The organism is Acidimicrobiales bacterium (genome assembly GCA_036399815.1).
GTDB lineage: Bacteria > Actinomycetota > Acidimicrobiia > Acidimicrobiales > DASWMK01 > DASWMK01.
The window spans coordinates 1-17,047 of the sequence record DASWMK010000273.1 but is presented as its reverse complement, the minus strand read 5'-3'; the positions used below and the strand labels follow the sequence as shown (position 1 = coordinate 17,047).

At 75.1% G+C, this 17,047-nt stretch carries 16 protein-coding genes and 1 rRNA gene; 11 read left to right on the top strand and 6 right to left on the bottom strand.

All coding sequences use genetic code 11. The features are described 5' to 3' along the window. The 4 genes from VGB14_20550 to pheT form a co-directional block, all read left to right on the top strand. Positions 1 to 241: TrmH family RNA methyltransferase (locus VGB14_20550; GenBank protein HEX9995324.1), on the top strand; the 241-nt coding region annotated here is incomplete at its 5' end. Then, entirely contained in the window at positions 238 to 1,179 is a 942-nt protein-coding gene (locus VGB14_20545; protein HEX9995323.1) for a PAS domain-containing sensor histidine kinase, read from the top strand. The genes VGB14_20550 and VGB14_20545, both read left to right, overlap by 4 nt. Next, a complete protein-coding gene (gene pheS, locus VGB14_20540) occupies positions 1,176 to 2,189 on the top strand; it encodes a phenylalanine--tRNA ligase subunit alpha (GenBank protein HEX9995322.1) in 1,014 nt (337 codons plus the stop codon). The genes VGB14_20545 and pheS overlap by 4 nt, the downstream gene beginning before the upstream one ends. Before the next feature lie 6 nt (positions 2,190 to 2,195). Continuing rightward, a complete protein-coding gene (pheT, locus tag VGB14_20535) occupies positions 2,196 to 4,553 on the top strand; it encodes a phenylalanine--tRNA ligase subunit beta (protein HEX9995321.1) in 2,358 nt (785 codons plus the stop codon). Positions 4,554 to 4,556: 3 nt separating this feature from the next. Here the strand turns inward: pheT and VGB14_20530 are convergent, their stop codons facing one another. Genes VGB14_20530 through VGB14_20515 form a run of 4 tightly spaced genes read right to left on the bottom strand, consistent with a single transcriptional unit; the run spans position 4,557 to position 7,293 of the window. Next, a complete protein-coding gene (locus tag VGB14_20530) occupies positions 4,557 to 5,267 on the bottom strand; it encodes a hypothetical protein (protein ID HEX9995320.1) in 711 nt (236 codons plus the stop codon). A 46-nt stretch (positions 5,268 to 5,313) separates the two neighbouring features. Then, on the bottom strand, positions 5,314 to 6,468 hold the full coding sequence (locus VGB14_20525) for a PP2C family protein-serine/threonine phosphatase (GenBank protein HEX9995319.1): 1,155 nt from the start codon (positions 6,466 to 6,468) through the stop codon (positions 5,314 to 5,316). Beyond that, positions 6,465 to 6,908 (bottom strand): ATP-binding protein, encoded by a 444-nt coding sequence (locus tag VGB14_20520; protein HEX9995318.1) that lies wholly within the window; start codon positions 6,906 to 6,908, stop codon positions 6,465 to 6,467. Before VGB14_20520 ends, VGB14_20525 begins: the two co-directional genes overlap by 4 nt. Next, positions 6,889 to 7,293, bottom strand: a complete 405-nt coding sequence (locus tag VGB14_20515; GenBank protein HEX9995317.1) for an STAS domain-containing protein — start codon at positions 7,291 to 7,293, stop codon at positions 6,889 to 6,891. The genes VGB14_20520 and VGB14_20515 overlap by 20 nt, the downstream gene beginning before the upstream one ends. Before the next feature lie 35 nt (positions 7,294 to 7,328). On the opposite strand from VGB14_20515, the gene VGB14_20510 reads away from it, so the two are divergent. The 6 genes from VGB14_20510 (at position 7,329) to VGB14_20485 (ending at position 12,252) form a co-directional block, all read left to right on the top strand. Further along, complete coding sequence (locus VGB14_20510; GenBank protein HEX9995316.1) at positions 7,329 to 7,712, top strand: hypothetical protein; 384 nt, start codon at positions 7,329 to 7,331, stop codon at positions 7,710 to 7,712. After that, positions 7,709 to 8,479, top strand: coding sequence for a SigB/SigF/SigG family RNA polymerase sigma factor (locus VGB14_20505; GenBank protein HEX9995315.1), 771 nt, complete (start codon positions 7,709 to 7,711; stop codon positions 8,477 to 8,479). The genes VGB14_20510 and VGB14_20505 overlap by 4 nt, the downstream gene beginning before the upstream one ends. A 55-nt stretch (positions 8,480 to 8,534) precedes the next feature. Next, positions 8,535 to 9,452, top strand: a complete 918-nt coding sequence (gene argF / locus VGB14_20500) for an ornithine carbamoyltransferase (GenBank protein ID HEX9995314.1) — start codon at positions 8,535 to 8,537, stop codon at positions 9,450 to 9,452. Then, complete coding sequence (gene argH, locus VGB14_20495) at positions 9,449 to 10,834, top strand: argininosuccinate lyase (protein HEX9995313.1); 1,386 nt, start codon at positions 9,449 to 9,451, stop codon at positions 10,832 to 10,834. The genes argF and argH overlap by 4 nt, the downstream gene beginning before the upstream one ends. Continuing rightward, positions 10,827 to 11,435: a DNA-3-methyladenine glycosylase gene (locus VGB14_20490; GenBank protein HEX9995312.1), complete on the top strand. Its 609-nt coding sequence runs from the start codon at positions 10,827 to 10,829 to the stop codon at positions 11,433 to 11,435. The genes argH and VGB14_20490 overlap by 8 nt, the downstream gene beginning before the upstream one ends. A 235-nt stretch (positions 11,436 to 11,670) precedes the next feature. Continuing rightward, positions 11,671 to 12,252, top strand: coding sequence for an NUDIX domain-containing protein (locus VGB14_20485; protein ID HEX9995311.1), 582 nt, complete (start codon positions 11,671 to 11,673; stop codon positions 12,250 to 12,252). Here VGB14_20485 and VGB14_20480 read toward each other — a convergent pair. Continuing rightward, the gene (locus tag VGB14_20480; protein ID HEX9995310.1) at positions 12,210 to 12,758 is read right to left on the bottom strand and encodes a hypothetical protein; all 549 of its coding nucleotides are present in this window, start codon (positions 12,756 to 12,758) and stop codon (positions 12,210 to 12,212) included. The genes VGB14_20485 and VGB14_20480 overlap by 43 nt on opposite strands. A gap of 44 nt (positions 12,759 to 12,802) precedes the next feature. Beyond that, positions 12,803 to 15,091 (bottom strand): transglycosylase domain-containing protein, encoded by a 2,289-nt coding sequence (locus VGB14_20475; protein HEX9995309.1) that lies wholly within the window; start codon positions 15,089 to 15,091, stop codon positions 12,803 to 12,805. Positions 15,092 to 15,759: 668 nt separating this feature from the next. Between VGB14_20475 and VGB14_20470 the strand changes: the two genes are divergently transcribed. Continuing rightward, positions 15,760 to 17,047 (top strand): 16S ribosomal RNA (locus VGB14_20470); the annotation flags it as partial.

The window sequence follows — 17,047 nt, the reverse complement described above, 5'->3', positions numbered from 1 at the left end:
CGTGCGGCGGCTGGGCACCGTCGTCGCCGGCGGCCGGCCCTACGACGAGGTCGACCTGACCGGGCCGATCGCCGTCGTCCTCGGCAACGAGGCCCACGGGCTGGCGCCCGCCTTCGCCGCCGCCGTCGACGAGGCCGTGACGATCCCGATGGCCGGCCGCGCCGAGTCGCTGAACGTCGGCATGGCCGGCGCCGTCGTCTGCTTCGAGGCCGTGCGCCAGCGCCGGAGGGCGGGCCGGTGACCGACGAGGACCTGCCCGTGGCCGTGGTGCGGGTGGACGGCGACGGGCGGGTGGCCTCGGCCAACGCCCTCGCCGCCGGCCTGCTCGACCGCCCGGCCGCCGACCTGGTCGGCACGCCGGCGGCCGACCTGCTGGGCGACGGGTGGGACGGGCCCGGCGAGCGGGAGGCCGACGTCGGCGGCCGCCGCGTCGCCGTCGCCGCCCGCCGCTCCGGCGACGGGACGGCCGCGGTCGTCCTCCGCCCCGCCGGCTCGTCGGGCATGGACGTCGTCTCGACCGTCAGCCACGAGCTGCGCTCGCCGCTCACCTCGGTGAAGGGCTACACGTCGCTGCTGCTGCACCGCTGGGACCGCCTCCCCGACGACCAGAAGCGGCTCATGCTCGAGCAGGTCCACCACGACGCCGACCGGGTCACCCGGCTGGTCGGCGAGCTGCTCGACATCAGCCGCCTGGAGACCGGCCGCCTCGTCCTCCGCCGCCAGATGGTCGACCTCGCGGCCGTGGCCCGCACCGTGGTCGACACGGTCGCCATGGCCTACCCGGACCTCGTCGCCGAGGTCGACTTCGCCGACGTGCCCGAGATCTACGCCGACCCCGACAAGCTCGAGCAGGTGCTCACCAACCTCGTCGAGAACGCGGCGAAGTACGGCGACCCCGTCGGCGTGCGGGTCGTCGGCCGGGCGGCGGGCGCCGAGGTGTCCGTGTCGGTGACCGACCGCGGCCCCGGCATCGCCCCCGAGGACCTGCCCAGGGTCTTCACCAAGTTCTTCCGGCGGGAGCACGGCCGGCCCACCGGCACGGGGCTCGGCTTGTGGATCAGCCGCGGCTTGGTGGAGGCTCACGGCGGCCGCCTCACGGCCTCGTCAAAGCCGGGCGAGGGGGCGACGTTCTGCTTTACCCTGCCCGCCACCTCGTTCGAGGACGTCCACCCGCGATGACCGATGCACCGATGAACGACGAGATCGACGCCCTCCGGGACCGGGCCGCGGCCGCCGTGGCCGAGGCCGCCACCCTCGACGACCTCAGGGCCGTCGAGCTCGAGGTGCTCGGCCGGGGTGCCGGGCTCAACTCGCTGAAGAAGCGCCTCGCCACCCTGGCGCCCGACGAGCGGCCGGCCGACGGCAAGGCCATCAACGCCGCCCTGGCCGACGTGGGCGCCGCCGTGGCCGAGCGCCGGGCGGCCCTCCAGGCCGAGGAGCGCCGGGCCCGCCTGGAGGCCGAGCGCCTCGACCTGACCGAGGTCATCCAGCGCCGGGGTCGCGGCCACCTGCACCTCGTCACCCAGGCCATGGACCGCCTGATCGACGTGTTCGTCGGCATGGGCTTCGAGGTCGCCGAGGGGCCCGAGGTCGAGTCCGACTGGTACAACTTCGAGGCCCTCAACTTCCCGCCCGACCACCCGGCGAGGGCCATGCAGGACACGCTCTTCGTCGAGCTCGGCGCGGCCGAGAGCACGATGCTGCGGACCCACACCTCGCCGGTCCAGGTCCGGGTCCTCGAGTCCACCCCGCCGCCGGTGTACGTGGTCGCCCCAGGCCGGGTGTTCCGCAGGGACACGGCCGACGCCACCCACATGCCCGTGTTCCACCAGATCGAGGGGCTGGTGGTCGACCGCCACATCACGCTCGGCGACCTGGCCGGGACGATGGACGCGTTCACGAAGGCCTACTTCGGGGGCGACTTCTCGTCGCGCCTGCGCCCGTCGTACTTCCCGTTCACCGAGCCGTCCGGCGAGTTCGACATCCAGCGCCCCGACGGCTCCTGGCTGGAGCTCGGCGGGTGCGGCATGGTCCACCCGAACGTGTTCCGGGCCGTCGGCCTCGACCCCGAGGAGTGGTCGGGGTTCGCCTTCGGGTTCGGCATCGACCGGCTGGCCGCCTCGCGCGAAGGCGTCGACGACCTCCGCGAGCTCTACACCAACGACGTCCGCTTCCTCTCCCAGTTCTGAGGCCCGATGAAGGTCCTGCTCTCCTGGCTCCGCGAGTTCGCGCCGTTCGACGGCGACCCCGTCGCGCTCGGCGACACGATGAGCGACCTCGGCATGGCCGTCGAGTCCCTCGACCGCCTCGACGCCGGCCTCGAGCCCTTCCGGGTGGCGCGCGTGCTCGCCACCCGGCCGCTGCCGAGGGCCGAGCGCGTCCAGCTGGTCGACGTCGACCCGGGCGACGGCGGCCCCCTCCAGATCGTCTGCGGGGCGTTCAACATGGCCGCCGGCGACCTCGTGCCCATGGCGCCGGTCGGCACGACCATGCCCGACGGCCGCGACATCGGCCGGCGCAAGGTCATGGGGGAGTGGTCGAACGGGATGCTGTGCTCGGCCGCCGAGCTCGGCCTCGGCACCGACGCGTCCGGCATCCTCGTGCTCCCCGACGGCCTCGAGCCCGGCGCCCCGCTCGTCGAGGCGCTCGGGCTGGCCGGCGACGTCCGCTACGACCTCGAGATCAACCCCAACCGGCCCGACGCCATGTCGGTGGCCGGCGTGGCCCGCGACGTCGCCGGCCGCCTGGGGCTGCCGTTCCGCCTGCCCGAGCCGGCCCCCGCGGAGGCCGGCGACCCGGCCGGTGGGCGGGCGACCGTCGAGATCCTCGACCCCGACGCCTGCGGCCGCTTCGTCGCCCGTGTGCTCGACGGCGTGTCGGTGGCGCCGTCCCCTCCGGCCGTCGCCGCCCGGCTCACCCTGGCCGGCATGCGGCCCATCAACTCGGTGGTCGACGCCTCGAACTACGTGATGCTCGAGCTCGGGCAGCCCAACCACGCCTACGACCTGGCCCGGCTGGCCGGCCGCCGCATCCGCGTCCGCCGGGCCCGCGCCGGCGAGTCGCTCGAGACCCTCGACGGCGTGACGAGGGCGCTCGTCGACGGCGACCTGCTGATCTGCGACGGCGACGACGCCCCGATCGGCCTCGCCGGCGTGATGGGCGGGGCGTCCACCGAGATCGGCCCGTCGACCACGGAGGTGCTGCTCGAGCTGGCCTGGTTCGCGCCGATGGCCGTCGCCCGCACGGCCAAGCGGCTCGGCCTGCGGACCGAGGCGTCGGCCCGGTTCGAGCGGGGCTGCGACCCCGAGGTGCTGGAGCTGGCCGCCGCCCGCTTCGCCGAGCTGGTGGCCCCGTCGGGCGCCCGGCTGGCGCCCGGGGTGATCGACGAGCGGGGCAACCTGCCGGAGCGGCCGCGCCTGCGGGTCCGCACGGCCAGGGTCAACGCCCTGCTCGGGACGGAGCTGCTCGACGACGACGTCGCCCGCCACCTCCGCCCCATCGGGTTCACCGCCGACCTGGTCGAGCCCGGCGTCCACGAGGTGGTCGTCCCGAGCTTCCGGCCCGACACGGCCACCGAGACCGACGTGGTCGAGGAGGTGGGCCGCCACCACGGCTACTCCCGCATCGCGAAGACCGTCCCGGCGATCACGAGGGCCGGCTCCCTCACCGAGGCCCAGCGGGACCGGCGCCGGGCCCGCGACGTGCTCGTCGGCCTCGGCCTGTGCGAGGCCATGCCCGTGCCGTTCCTCGCCCCCGGCGACCTCGAGCGGGCCGGCCTCGACCCGCACGGCCTGCGCCTGGCCAACCCACTCGCCGCCGAGGAGTCCGTCCTCCGCACGTCGCTCCTGCCCGGGCTGCTGAAGGCGCTGGCCTACAACGCGTCGCACCGCAACGGCGACGTCGCCTTGTTCGAGGTCGGCCACGTGTACCGGCCGCCCGTCGACGGCGCCCGCCTGCCGGACGAGCGCGAGCACCTCGGCGCGGCCATGGCCGGCTCGGGGGCCGAGGCCGCCGTCGAGGTGTGGCGGGTGCTGGCCGACGCCCTGCGTGTGAGCGCCGACCTCGTGGCCGACGACGCCGTCCCCGGGCTCCACCCGACCCGCACGGCGAGGATCGAGGCCGCCGGGGCGCCGATCGGCGCCGTCGGCGAGGTCGACCCCGACGTGGCTGCGGCCCACGACCTCGACGGGCGCGTCGGCTGGCTCGAGGTCGACCTGGGCGCCCTGTCCGCCCTGGCCAGGGCGACGCGGGCCTACCGGCACGTCAGCCGCTACCCGTCGAGCGACGTGGACCTCGCCTTCGAGGTCGACGAGCGCACGCCCGCGGCCGCCGTCGAGGCGACCCTGCGGGACGCGGGCGGGCCGCTGCTCGAGGCCGTCCGGCTGTTCGACGTCTTCCGGGGGGCCCAGGTGGCGCCCGGGCGGCGCAGCCTGGCCTACCGGCTCCGGTTCCAGGCGCCCGACCGGACCCTGACCGACGAGGAGCTCGGCCGCGTCCGCCAGGCCTGCATCGACGCCGTCGAGGCCGCCCACCCTGCGTCCCTGCGGGGCTGAGCGCTACTCGACGAAGAACAGCTCCCAGGAGCGGGCCGCCGGGCCGGCGAGCGGGGCCTCGCCGACGGCCACCGCGGCCGTGCTCAGCTCGGAGACGGCGTCGGCCTTGCGGCCGAGGGTGACGTCGTCCAGGGGCTGGGCCGCCGCCCTGGCCCACGGCAGGTCGTCGCCGCCGGGCTCGGCCCACGACCACACGTCGACCGGGTAGGCGGCCACCGCCGCGCCGGCCCCCCTCGCCGCCCGGGACGCGGCGGCGCCCACCGTCGCCCTGGCCGCGTCCGCCTCGCCGGGGAACGGGGCGATGCACCACCGGCAGCCGACCAGCTCGTAGGCGAGGAGGCGGACCAGGTGGTCGGGGTCGGGCACGGGCCCGGCGGCTGGCAGGTGCAGGTGGCAGACGGGGGCCCTGGCCAGCCCGAGCCGGCGTAGCGCCCGGCTGCCGTCGGCCTCGCCCACCAGCTCCACCTGGCCGGCGACGAGCAGGCTGTCGCTCACCCGGTCCGCCCGGCCGGTGACGACGAGGATCGTGAGGTGCCAGCCGAGCGCCTCCAGCCGGCACAGGGTGCCGCCGGCGGCCACCACCGGGTCCACGTACGAGGGGGCCACGACGACGGCCTTGCCCGGCGTTCCCCAGTCGGGGATGGGGAGCCCGACGTTCCTCGCCCAGGACCGCCAGGCGTCCTCGGGCGTCACGACGTGGTGGGGCGACGGCATGCCTCCCGTCCGGCCTACCCCGTCGTCGCCGGCCCACCCCCCAGCCTCAGGCCCCGTCGCCGCCCCCCCAGTCCACGCAGACGATCGTGGCGTCGTCCCGCAGGCGGTCGCCGGCGTGGGAGAGCACCTGCCAGGCGAGCGTGCGCACGAGGTGCGCGGGGGCGAGGTCGTGCCACTCGGCGAGGGCGCGGTCGATCCGGTCGGCTCCGTAGGGCACGCCTCCGTCGATGGCCGCGCCGGCCACGCCGTCGCTGGCGGCGACGATGCGGTCGCCCGGCTCCAGCCGGAAGCGCTGGGCCCGGTAGGTGGCCGTGCCGGTCAGGCCGGGTGGCACGTCCACGGCGAGGCCGAGGGCGTCGACGTTCCCCCGCCGCACCCGGCGGGCGAGCGGGTGGCCGGCGTTGACCGCCTCGACCTCGCCGGTGGCGACGTCGAGGCGGAGCAGCAGGAGGGTGGCGAAGCGCTCGCCCTGCCAGAGCCGCAACAGGGCCTCGTTGACGGCAGCGGCCTGGTCGGCGACCCCGCCGCCGGTCCGGCGGGCGTTGCGGATGGCGCTCAGCGCCACGCCGCTCGCCACCCCCGCCTCGAGGCCGTGGCCCATGGCGTCGATCGACGACACCCACAGCACGCCGACGTCGACGGCCAGGTCGAAGGTGTCGCCGCCGACGTCGTAGGCCGGCTCCATCCACCCGGCGGCCGCGTACCCGAACCCGGTCTCGACCCGGCTCGACAGCAGGTCCCACTGAATCTCCGCGGAGAGCGACATCGGGTGCAGGCGGCGGCAGCGCTCGACGAACTCCATGTCGTTGCGGCCGGCCCACAGCACCAGCCCGACGATGTGGCCGATGGCGGCCACGGTGGCCAGGTCGGCCTCGCCGGGCACCCCGTCGGCGCGGACCTCGAGGATCCCGACGCAGTCGGCCCGCATGCGGAGCGGCACGAGGATGGCGGCGTCGGCGCCGGCGCCGGCCAGCACCAGGTCGCAGGACCGGTAGGCGTCGGCGAGCGGGCCCTCGATGGCGATGGGGCGACGGTCGCCGTGGGGGTCGACGAGGACGCGGTCGCCGTGGTCGGGGACGAGCAGGCGCACGCCCCGGTACCAGGGGCAGGTGGCGAGGAACCGGTCGAGGGTGGGGACGAGCTGGCTCGGCTCGGCGGCGGCCAGGCGGGGGACGAGCGAGGAGAGGTCGAGGCCGTTCACCGGCCGGCCCCGTGCACGAGCAGGTGGACGACCTGGCCGTCGGGCGTCGGCTCGACCCAGGCGTCGTCCACGAGCGCCCTGGCCAGCACGAGGCCGCCGTGCACCCGGGGGTCGGCCACCTCGGGGCGGCCACCGTTCCCGTGCGGCGCGGCGTCCTGGAGCGAGATGCAGGCGTTGCCGTCGTGGAGCGCGAGGCGCAGCACGAGCGGGGCGTCGACCGCGGCCCGGCCGTGGGCCTCGACGGCGGCGGTGAACACCTCGGTCACCGCGAGGCGGATCCCGTGGTCGCGGATCTCGCCGACCCGCAGGTGGGTCTCGAGGAAGCAGGACACGAGCAGGCGGGCCAGGCGGATGAACGCCGGCGCCGCGGGGAGGTGGGCGACGACCAGGGCGTCGCCGTCGGTCCCTGGGCCGTCGGCTTCAGCCTCCGGCAGGGCCATCGGACGTGACGATGTCGAGGAGCTGGTCCACGCCGCTCAGGGCGAACACCTCCCGGAGGAACGGCGAGGGGCAGAGCACGACCAGCCGGCCCCCGGCCTCGCGGAGGCGGGCGGCCGCGGCGACGAGCACGCCCAGGCCCGTCGAGTCGATGAGGGTGGTCTCGGCCAGGTCGACGACGACCTCGACGGCCCGGCGGTCGACCTGCTCGACCAGGCGGCGGCGGAGCAGGGGCGCGGTGTAGGAGTCGATCTCGCCGACCACTCGCAGGAGGGTCGACCCGTCGTGCTCGAGGACGACCACGTCGAGCCCGTCGACCTGCTCGGCCGGCCCCTCACGGCCCGGAGGTGCCACCACGGCGAACGTAGCACCGACGGTGCGGTCCACGGCGGTGCGGTCCGCGACGGTACCGTGGGCCTTCCGTGGCGCCTTCCGTTCCCCCCTCCGGGACGGTCGTCCTCGACCTGGCCAACCGACCCGGCGCCCTCCACCTCGCGCGCCTCGCCGCGAGCGACCTGGCGGCGCGCGCGGGGTTCGACCTCGACCAGATCGAGGACCTCTGCCGCGGCGTCGACGAGCTCTGCCGGGCCGTGCTGGGAGGACCACACGGAGTGGGCAGGCTGCGCCTTTCTTTCTCACTCAATGCGTCGGAGCTCACGATCGAGGGTAGAGGGACGGCATCCGCCGCTACGGATGATGGGGAGGCCCGCCGGCGAATGCTCGACGCCGTTCTCGACGAGTACGCGATCGGGGATCTCGGCGACCCCACCTTCCGGGCTCGAAAGACCCGAGGAGAGGAGCCGTGACCACAGCCACGACCGGTGCTGCGGTGCCCGGCGAAGGGCGCCCGCAAGGGTCCTTCGCGGAGTACCGACGCAGCGGATCCCGCAGCCTCCGGAACCAGCTCGTCAACGAACACCTCGGGCTCGCCCGCTTCCTCGCCCGCCGGTTCCAGCGGGGCGGCGAGTCGCTGGAGGACCTCGAGCAGGTCGCCTACCTGGGCCTCGTGCTCGCCATCGACCGCTTCGACCCCGAACGCGGGGTCGAGTTCGCCACGTTCGCCGTGCCCACCATCCTCGGCGAGCTGAAGCGCCACCTCCGCGACCGGGCGTGGGCCGTCCGCGTCCCCCGCCGCGTCAAGGAGCTGCACCTCGCCACCAGCGCGGCCAGGGAGCGCCTCCAGCACACGCTGGGGCGGGCCCCGACCGTCGAGGAGCTGGCCGTCGAGCTCGGCACCAGCGACGAGGACGTCCTCCAGGCGCTGGAGGCGGCCAGGGGCTACCGGGCGTCCTCGATCGACGCCACGTCGGGGGCCGACGACGACGGTGAGACCTCCCTCGCCGCCCGCCTCGGCGACGACGACGCCCGCTACGACGCGGTCGAGGACGTCACCACCGCCGCCCCGGTCCTCGCCGGCCTGGGGGAGCGCGACCAGCTCATCCTGCGGTTGCGCTTCTTCCACGACATGACCCAGGCCGAGATCGCGGCCCGCCTCGGCGTGAGCCAGGTGCACGTCAGCCGCCTGCTGGCGGCCATCCTGGCCGACGTCCGCCGGCAGGTCGGCGCCCGGTAGCGAACGCGGGCGGCGGTCCGCCGCCCGCGGGTCGCCGGGCTGGCAGGATCGGGGCGTGAGCGCGCCCCGGCACCTGCTCGAGACCGACGACCTGACCGCCGACGAGCTGGCCGCCGTCCTCGACCTGGCCGGCCGGTCGCCCGAGGCCCGGCCGCTCGCGGCCCGGTGCGTGGCCCTGCTGTTCGAGAAGCCGTCGGCCAGGACCCGCAACTCGTGCGAGGCCGCGGTGGTCGACCTCGGCGGCCACCCCGTCGCCATCCGCGGCGAGGAGGTCGGCATCGACGTGCGGGAGACGGCCGAGGACGTGGCCCGCACGCTCGGCTGCTACCACGCGGCCATCGGGGCCAGGGTGTTCGAGCACGCCAAGCTCGAGCGGATGGCCGCCGTCGCCCCGGTGCCGGTGATCAACCTGCTCTCCGACGACGCCCACCCGTGCCAGGCGCTCGCCGACCTGCTCACGCTCCGTGACGAGTTCGGCGTGCTCACCGGCCGGACGGTCGCCTACGTCGGCGACTTCAACAACGTGGCCCGCTCGCTCGGCCGGGCCGCCGCCCTGGCCGGCATGGGCGTGCGGTGGGCCTGCCCCGAGGGCTACGGCGTGCCCGACGACGAGGTCGAGCGGGTGCGCTCGCTCGGGGCCCCGTCGGTCCTCGCCACCAGCGACCCGGCCGAGGCGGCGGCCGGCGCCGACGCGCTGTACACCGACGTGTGGGCCTCGATGGGCCAGGAGGCCGAGGCCGAGCGCCGCCGCCGGGACTTCGCCGGCTACACCGTCGACGCCGCCCTCATGGCGAGGGCCGCCCCCGGCGCCGTGTTCCTCCACTGCCTGCCCGCCCACCGGGGCGAGGAGGTGGCGGCCGAGGTGATCGACGGGCCGGCCAGCCGGGTCTGGCCCCAGGCCGCCAACCGCCGCCACGCCTTCCGGGGCCTGCTCGCCTTCCTCCTCCTCGCCTCGACGGCCGACGTGCGGTGACCACCCTGTGGAAGGGGCGGTTCGCGGGCGGCCCCGCCCCCGAGCTGCTGGCCTTCACCCGCAGCATCGACTTCGACCGGCGCCTCGCCGCCGACGACCTGGTCGGGTCGAGGGCCCACGTGCGGGGCCTGGTGCGGGCGGGCGTGCTCCCGGGCGACGAGGCCGCCATCCTGCTCGCCGCCCTCGACCGGGTGGGCGAGGAGCTGGCCGAGGGCTCGTTCCGGTTCGAGCCGAGCGACGAGGACATCCACACCGCCGTCGAGCGGCGGGTGACCGAGCTGGCCGGGCCGGCCGGCGGCAAGCTCCACACCGGCCGCAGCCGCAACGACCAGATCGCCACCGACCTCCGGCTGTTCGCCAAGCGCGAGGTCCTCGCCATGGCCCGCGAGGTCGTCGCCCTCCGCCGGGTGCTGCTCGACCGGGCCGAGGAGGCGGGCGAGGCCTACCTGCCCGGCTACACCCACCTCCAGCGGGCCCAGCCGGTGCTGCTCGCCCACCACCTGCTGGCCCACGGGTGGGCGTTCGGGCGCGACGTCGACCGGCTGCTCGCCACCCGCCGCCGCCTGGACGTGTCGCCGCTCGGCGCCGGCGCCCTGGCCGGGTCGTCCCTGCCCCTCGACCCGCACGGCGTGGCCGACGACCTCGGGTTCGCGGCGTCGTTCGAGAACAGCCTCGACGCCGTGAGCGACCGCGACTTCGTCGCCGAGGTGCTGTTCGACCTGGCCATGATCGGCGTCCACCTCTCCCGCCTCGGCGAGGAGCTGATCGTGTGGTCGACGGCCGAGTTCCGCTTCGTCCACCTCGACGACGCCTGGTCGACCGGCAGCTCGATGCTGCCCCAGAAGAAGAACCCGGACGTGGCCGAGCTGGCCAGGGGCAAGGTCGGGCGGCTGGTGGGCCACCTCACCGGCCTGCTCACCATGCTGAAGGGCCTGCCCCTCGCCTACAACCGCGACCTCCAGGAGGACAAGGAGCCGCTGTTCGACGCGCTCGACCAGCTCGGCCTCGCCCTCCCGGCCATGCGGGGCCTGCTGGCGACGGCCGTGTTCGACGTCGACCGGATGCGCCAGGCCGCCGACACCTCCGACGCCGCGGCCACCGACCTGGCCGAGTACCTGGTCGAGCGGGGGACGCCGTTCCGGACGGCCCACGAGCTGGTGGCCAGCCTGGTCAGGGCGTCGGTGGAGCGCCACGTGCCGCTGGCCGAGCTGGTCGAGGCCCACCCCGACCTCGGCACCGATGCCCTCGAGCTGCTCGAGCCGGGCGTGGCCGCCACCCGCAGGACGACCCCGGGCGGGGGCGGCCCCGGCCCGGTGCGGGTGCAGATGGACCGCTACCGCCGCTCGGTCGAGGCCGACGAGGACCGCACCGCCGATGACTGACGGCGCGGCGGCGCCGGCCGCCGCCTGGTCGCCGGTGGCCAGGGACTTCTACCGCCGCGACCCCCGCGAGGTCGCCCCCGAGCTGCTCGGGAAGCTGCTGGTGCGGGGCGAGCGGGTGGCCCGCCTGGTCGAGGTCGAGGCCTACGTGGGCCCGATCGACCCCGGCAGCCACGCCTACCGGGGCAGGACGAAGCGCAACGCCACCATGTTCGGCCCGCCCGGGCACCTCTACGTCTACTTCACGTACGGGATGCACTGGTGCGCGAACGCGGTGTGCGGCGACGAGGACGAGGGCGTCGCCGTGCTGCTGCGGGCGGCGGCCCCGCTCGCCGGCCTCGACCTCATGCGGGCGGCCCGGCCCAGGGCCAGGCGGGACCGCGACCTGCTGGCCGGGCCGGCCCGCCTGTGCCAGGCGTTCGGCATCGACGGGACGTTCGACGGCGCCGACGCGGTGACCGGCGACCGGGGCGTCGTGCTGGCCGACGACGGCACCCCGCCGCCGGCGTCGCGCACCAGCACCCGCATCGGCCTCACGGCCGGCGCCGAGCACCCGTGGCGCTGGTACGTCCCCGGCGACCCCAACCTGTCCCGCCCGGGATGACGGTGGCGGCGGCCGCCCTGCGCGGGCCCGCCGCGCCCCGCCGGGTGCCGGTGCGGCCAGCCCGTCCCGGCCGCTCCCGGATCAGCGACCCCGCCGCCCGGCGCGCGTGGTGCCGGCCCGGGACCGCGGCCCGGTGCTCGTGGCGCCCGCCCGTGCCCGCCGTGGGGTCCCCGTGGTGCCGGCCCGTGACAGCCCCGGGGTCTCCGTGGCGCCCGCCCGTCCCCGCCCATCCGGGATGACGGCGCCCGCCGCCCTGGCCGCCGCCCGGCGGGCCGTCGCCGCCGGCCCGCCCGGCCCGGCCCGCGACCGCATCCTCGCCTTCCTCGACACCCACCCCGACGCCCTCGACCGCGCCTGCCGGCCTGGGCACCTCACCGCCTCGGCGGCCGTCCTCGACCCGGCCGGCACCGCCGTCGTCCTCGTCGCCCACCGCAAGCTCGGGCGCTGGCTCCAGCCCGGCGGCCACGCCGACGGCGACGGCGACCTCGCCGCCGTCGCCCTGGCGGAGGTCGCCGAGGAGACCGGGCTGGCCGGCGCCGTCGTCGGCCCCGGCCCGGTCGACCTCGACGTCCACGAGGTGCCCGACGACGACGGGCGGGGCACGCACCTCCACCTCGACGTCCGCTGGCTGGTGATCGTGCCCGAGGGCGCCGAGCCCCGCCCGAGCGAGCGGGAGACCGAGGGAGCCGCCTGGTTCCCGGTGGCCGGCCTGCCGCCCGGCGCCGACCCGAGCGTCGCCCGGCTGGTCGCCGCCGGGCTGGCCCGGCTGCGGGGTCAGACGTCGCCCGGCGTCTCGCAGTCGGGCAGGTCGTTGTAGAGGGCGAAGTCGTCCATCTGCTCGGTGATGGCGTCGCCGTTGACCGCCGTGAGCGTGAACCGCTCGTCCCGGCCGGCGGCCAGCAGGTCAGCGTAGGCGTCCCGGTCGCCCAGGTAGGTCCGCCAGTCGGCCAGCCAGCGCTCGACCATCCGGGCGTCCTCGGCGTCGGCCGGCGGCGGCACGGCGGCCAGGCGGTCGATCGTCGCCGCGACCTCGGCGTTGGCCCGGCGCAGGACCTCGGCCCGCTCCTGGGGCGTCCTCGCCGTGTTGGCCGGAGGGAGTGCGTCGATGGCGGCGACCATCGGGGCGCACGCCTCGGCGGCGCCGTCCGCCCACCGGCGGTCGGCCACCCGCAGCGGTGACTCGTGGCTCGCCGCGCCGGAGAAGGCGTAGGCCCACATGGCGACGAGGGCGGCGATCACGACGGCGGCCGCCACCCGGCCGGCCGTCCACGGCCTGCGGGGCCGGCGGCCGGTGGGGGTCGTGGTCGTGGTCGGCGAGGCCATCGGCCCCAAGGGTGCCACCGCCGGGCGGCGGCCCCAACGCGGCGTCAGCCGGGCGGCGGGTCGACCCAGAGGCGGACGACGCCGCCCCGGGCCGCCGGCGCGCCGCCGGCCGGGTCCTGGCGCCACACGAGGCCGGCCCGCGCCGCCGGCCCGTCGACGCTCGGCTCGGGCGCCTCGACGACCTCGACCTGGAACGCGGCGCGCCGCACCGCTGCGGTGGCGTCGGCGACGGGGAGCCCGAGCACGGGCGGGACGGTGGCGACGGCGGCCGGTTCGGTCGCCACCCGCAGGGCGACGGTGGCGCCGGCGGGGACGAGCGCGCCGGGCGCCGGGTCCTGGCCCTCGACGTAGCCGGGCGGGTAGTCGTCGGCCGGCACGGCGGTGCGGACGACCACGAACCCGGCCCTGGTGAGGAGGTCCTCGGCCGGACCGGCGGGCATGCCGACCACCCGCCGCACGTCCTCGAGCGCGCCGTCGGGGGCGCCGGCCGGCAGGGCGACCGGGGCGCCGTCGGGCGGCGGGTCGAAGGACTCGGGCGGCACCCCGTCGAGCGCGTCGGCCATGAACGCCCGCCAGATCTCCGCCGGCCACGTCCCGCCCGTCACGAGCTCCCGGGTGCGGGGCGGCTGCATCGACACCTGCTCCTCCGGGAACCCGACCCAGACCGAGGCGGCCAGGTGGGGGGTGTAGCCGACGAACCAGGCGTCGCCCCAGACCTGGCCCGTGCCGGTCTTGCCGGCCGCCGGCCGGTCGAGGCGGGCCCGCTCCCCGGTGCCCCGCTCCACCACCTGCTGGAGCGCCGACGTGACCTGGGCGGCGACCCGCTCGTCGACCACCCGCTCGGCTGCCGGCTCGGCCTCGTACAGCACCTCGCCGTCCGGCCCCTCCACCCGGGTGACGAACACGGGCGGGCGCCGCACGCCGCCGGCGGCGAGGGTGGAGAAGGCGGCCGCCATGTCGAGCGGGCTGACGTCGTTGGCGCCGAGCACGGCGGACGGCACGGCCTGGAGCGGCGACGACACGCCCAGCCGGGCGGCCATGCGGACGGCGTCGGCCGCCCCGACCTCCTGGATCACCTGGGCGTAGACCGTGTTGTAGGACCAGACGGTGGCGTCGAGCAGCGACGCCTGCCCCCCGTCCACGCCGTCGTAGTTGTCGACCTCCCACACGCCGCCGGTCACCGGGAGCGACAGGTGGGGCGGCGCAGGGTGGACGTCGCCCAGCGACGCGCCCTCCTCGAGCGCGGCCGCCAGCACGAGCGGCTTGAACGACGAGCCGGCCGGGCGGCGGCCCTGGGTGGCCAGGTCAAACTTGGCGGTCGGGCCGGTGCCGAAGAAGTCGCGGCCGCCCACCAGCGCCCTGACGGCCCCGGTGGCGGGGTCCATGGCGACCAGCGCGGCCGTCGGGTCCCGGTCGGGCTCGGTCACGACCGCGTCGACGGCGGCCTCGGCGGCGGCCTGGAGGCGCAGGTCGACCGTGGTGAAGACGCGGAGGCCGCCGGTGAACAGCAGCGCCCGGCGCTCGACCCTCGTCGCCCCGAAGCGGGGGTCGTCGAGCACGAAGCGCTTCACGACCTCGACGAAGTGGGGCGCCGGGTAGCGCTCGGTCTCGGGCCGCTCAACGAGGCCGAGCGGCTCGTCCTCGGCGTCGGCGACGGCGGCCGGCGAGGCGACCCCGAGGTCGGCCATCCGGTGGAGCACGACGTCCCGGCGGGCCAGCGCGGCGTCCGGGTGCTCGTAGGGGTCGGTCGCCGACGGCGAGCGGATCAGGCCGGCCAGGGTGGCGGCCTGGGCGAGGGTGAGGTCGGCCGCGGCCGTCCCGAAGTACTCCTCGGCGGCGGCCTGGGCGCCGTAGGCCCCGTTCCCGAAGTAGACGGTGTTCAGGTAGAGCTCGAGGATCCGCTCCTTCGACGTGTGCCGCTCGAGCTCGACGGCGACGACCGCCTCCTGCAGCTTCCTCGACGCCAGGTCCTCGTCGCCCACGAGCGCGTTCTTCACGTACTGCTGGGTGATCGTCGACCCGCCCTCGACGGCCGCGCCCGCGCTCACGTCCCTCGTCGCCGCCCTGGCGATGGCCCGCAGGTCGACGCCGTTGTGGGACCAGAAGCGGCTGTCCTCGATGGCGACGACGGCGTCGCGCAGCACGGGCGCCATCCGGTCGAGGGGCACGTCCTGGCGGTTCTCCTCGGCGTGGAGGACGGTGACGACGGACCCGTCGGCGGCGAGGATCGTGGAGGACTGGGCCCGTTCGGGGAGGGTGAGCGCCACCGGCGGCGTGCGGTACGAGCACGCCCCGGCGACGAGGGCGAGCGCGACCAGCGCGGCACGGCGCATGCGGTCCCGTCGGCGCCGTGGCGCCGGCGATGAGCGAGCCGGGCGTCGTCGCGGCGCCCCTGGGCTCGGCGGGTGAGCCTGGCGCTGCGCTCGGCCGCCCCGGGCCGACGCCGTGGTGGCCCGGGCCGGCGCCCGCACTCCTCCTCCGGATCGTGTGCCGCATCGCCGCCGGGGGCCGGTAAGGTGGCCCACCCGACCCCCCCGGCAGCGGAGGGGAGGCGTCAGCCGCCGGCAGGTTGGAACCGGGCCGGCGGCCTCCTAGGATCAGGAGCCCGACGCCAGGCCGGTCACTCGGCTCGAAGGGTTTGGCGGGTTGACGACCCGGCAAGACCTGATAGAGTGATCAGCCGCTTCGGGTGACGGGTCCGAGCCGAGCGCTCGACCGTCGATTCGGGAAGGAGCAGGAGATCCTGCCACCCCCGGCCAAGCAGAACGGCACCACCGCCTCGTGCGAGGCGCGTGCCGAGTCGCTCCTTGAAAACGGAACAGAGGACGAAACAGCGAGTGCGGGCGATCGCGCCGTCGCTTCGGCGACGCCGCGACGTCAATCAGTAGTAACGCACCAACGGACAACCCATCCGATTCTGGTGCCAGTCGGCCGACGAGTAACCAGCTCCGACGCCGGCTCTTCGTTTCATCCGATCGACCGGCCTCCGGGCCGAGAGATCTCGACGGAGAGTTTGATCCTGGCTCAGGACGAACGCTGGCGGCGTGCCTAACACATGCAAGTCGAACGGCACCCAACCGGTGGCAACACCGGGGAAGGTGTAGTGGCGAACGGGTGAGTAACACGTGAGCAACCTGCCCCGAAGACCGGGACAAGCCGGGGAAACCTGGTCTAATACCGGATGCCCTCGAGGTCTCGCATGGGACAACGAGGAAATGGATTCCGCTTCGGGAGGGGCTCGCGGCCTATCAGCTTGTTGGTGAGGTAACGGCTCACCAAGGCGTCGACGGGTAGCTGGTCTGAGAGGACGAACAGCCACACTGGGACTGAGACACGGCCCAGACTCCTACGGGAGGCAGCAGTGGGGAATATTGCGCTAATGCGCGAAAGCGTGACGCAGCAACGCCGCGTGGGGGACGAAGGCTCTCGGGTTGTAAACCCCTTTCGGCAGGGACGAAACTGACGGTACCTGCAGAAGAAGCCCCGGCCAACTACGTGCCAGCAGCCGCGGTAACACGTAGGGGGCGAGCGTTGTCCGGATTTATTGGGCGTAAAGAGCTCGTAGGCGGCTTGCTAAGTCGGGTGTGAAAACTCCGGGCTCAACCCGGAGACGCCACCCGATACTGGTATGGCTTGAGTCCGGTAGGGGAGCGTGGAACTCCTGGTGTAGCGGTGAAATGCGCAGATATCAGGAAGAACACCAGCGGCGAAGGCGGCGCTCTGGGCCGGAACTGACGCTGAGGAGCGAAAGCGTGGGTAGCGAACAGGATTAGATACCCTGGTAGTCCACGCCGTAAACGTTGGGCACTAGGTGTGGGGCCTTATCAACGGGTTCCGTGCCGCAGCTAACGCATTAAGTGCCCCGCCTGGGGAGTACGGCCGCAAGGCTAAAACTCAAAGGAATTGACGGGGGCCCGCACAAGCGGCGGAGCATGTTGCTTAATTCGAGGCAACGCGAAGAACCTTACCTGGGCTTGACATGTAGGGAAAAGCCGCAGAGATGCGGTGTCCTTCGGGGCCCTACACAGGTGGTGCATGGCTGTCGTCAGCTCGTGTCGTGAGATGTTGGGTTAAGTCCCGCAACGAGCGCAACCCTTGTCCTATGTTGCCAGCGGGTAATGCCGGGGACTCGTAGGAGACCGCCGGGGTCAACTCGGAGGAAGGTGGGGACGACGTCAAGTCATCATGCCCCTTATGTCCAGGGCTGCAAACATGCTACAATGGCCGGTACAAAGGGCTGCTATACCGCGAGGTTGAGCGAATCCCAAAAAGCCGGTCTCAGTTCGGAT

What these genes read in the sequence shown, in the direction of transcription:
- pheS (HEX9995322.1), top strand. Translation starts at nt 1,176, where the DNA reads ATGACCGATGCACCGATGAACGACGAGATCGACGCCCTCCGGGACCGG.
- pheT (HEX9995321.1), top strand. Translation starts at nt 2,196, where the DNA reads ATGAAGGTCCTGCTCTCCTGGCTCCGCGAGTTCGCGCCGTTCGACGGC.
- VGB14_20530 (HEX9995320.1), bottom strand. Translation starts at nt 5,267, where the DNA reads ATGCCGTCGCCCCACCACGTCGTGACGCCCGAGGACGCCTGGCGGTCC.
- VGB14_20520 (HEX9995318.1), bottom strand. Translation starts at nt 6,908, where the DNA reads ATGGCCCTGCCGGAGGCTGAAGCCGACGGCCCAGGGACCGACGGCGAC.
- VGB14_20490 (HEX9995312.1), top strand. Translation starts at nt 10,827, where the DNA reads ATGACTGACGGCGCGGCGGCGCCGGCCGCCGCCTGGTCGCCGGTGGCC.
- VGB14_20485 (HEX9995311.1), top strand. Translation starts at nt 11,671, where the DNA reads ATGACGGCGCCCGCCGCCCTGGCCGCCGCCCGGCGGGCCGTCGCCGCC.
- VGB14_20480 (HEX9995310.1), bottom strand. Translation starts at nt 12,758, where the DNA reads ATGGCCTCGCCGACCACGACCACGACCCCCACCGGCCGCCGGCCCCGC.
- VGB14_20475 (HEX9995309.1), bottom strand. Translation starts at nt 15,091, where the DNA reads ATGCGCCGTGCCGCGCTGGTCGCGCTCGCCCTCGTCGCCGGGGCGTGC.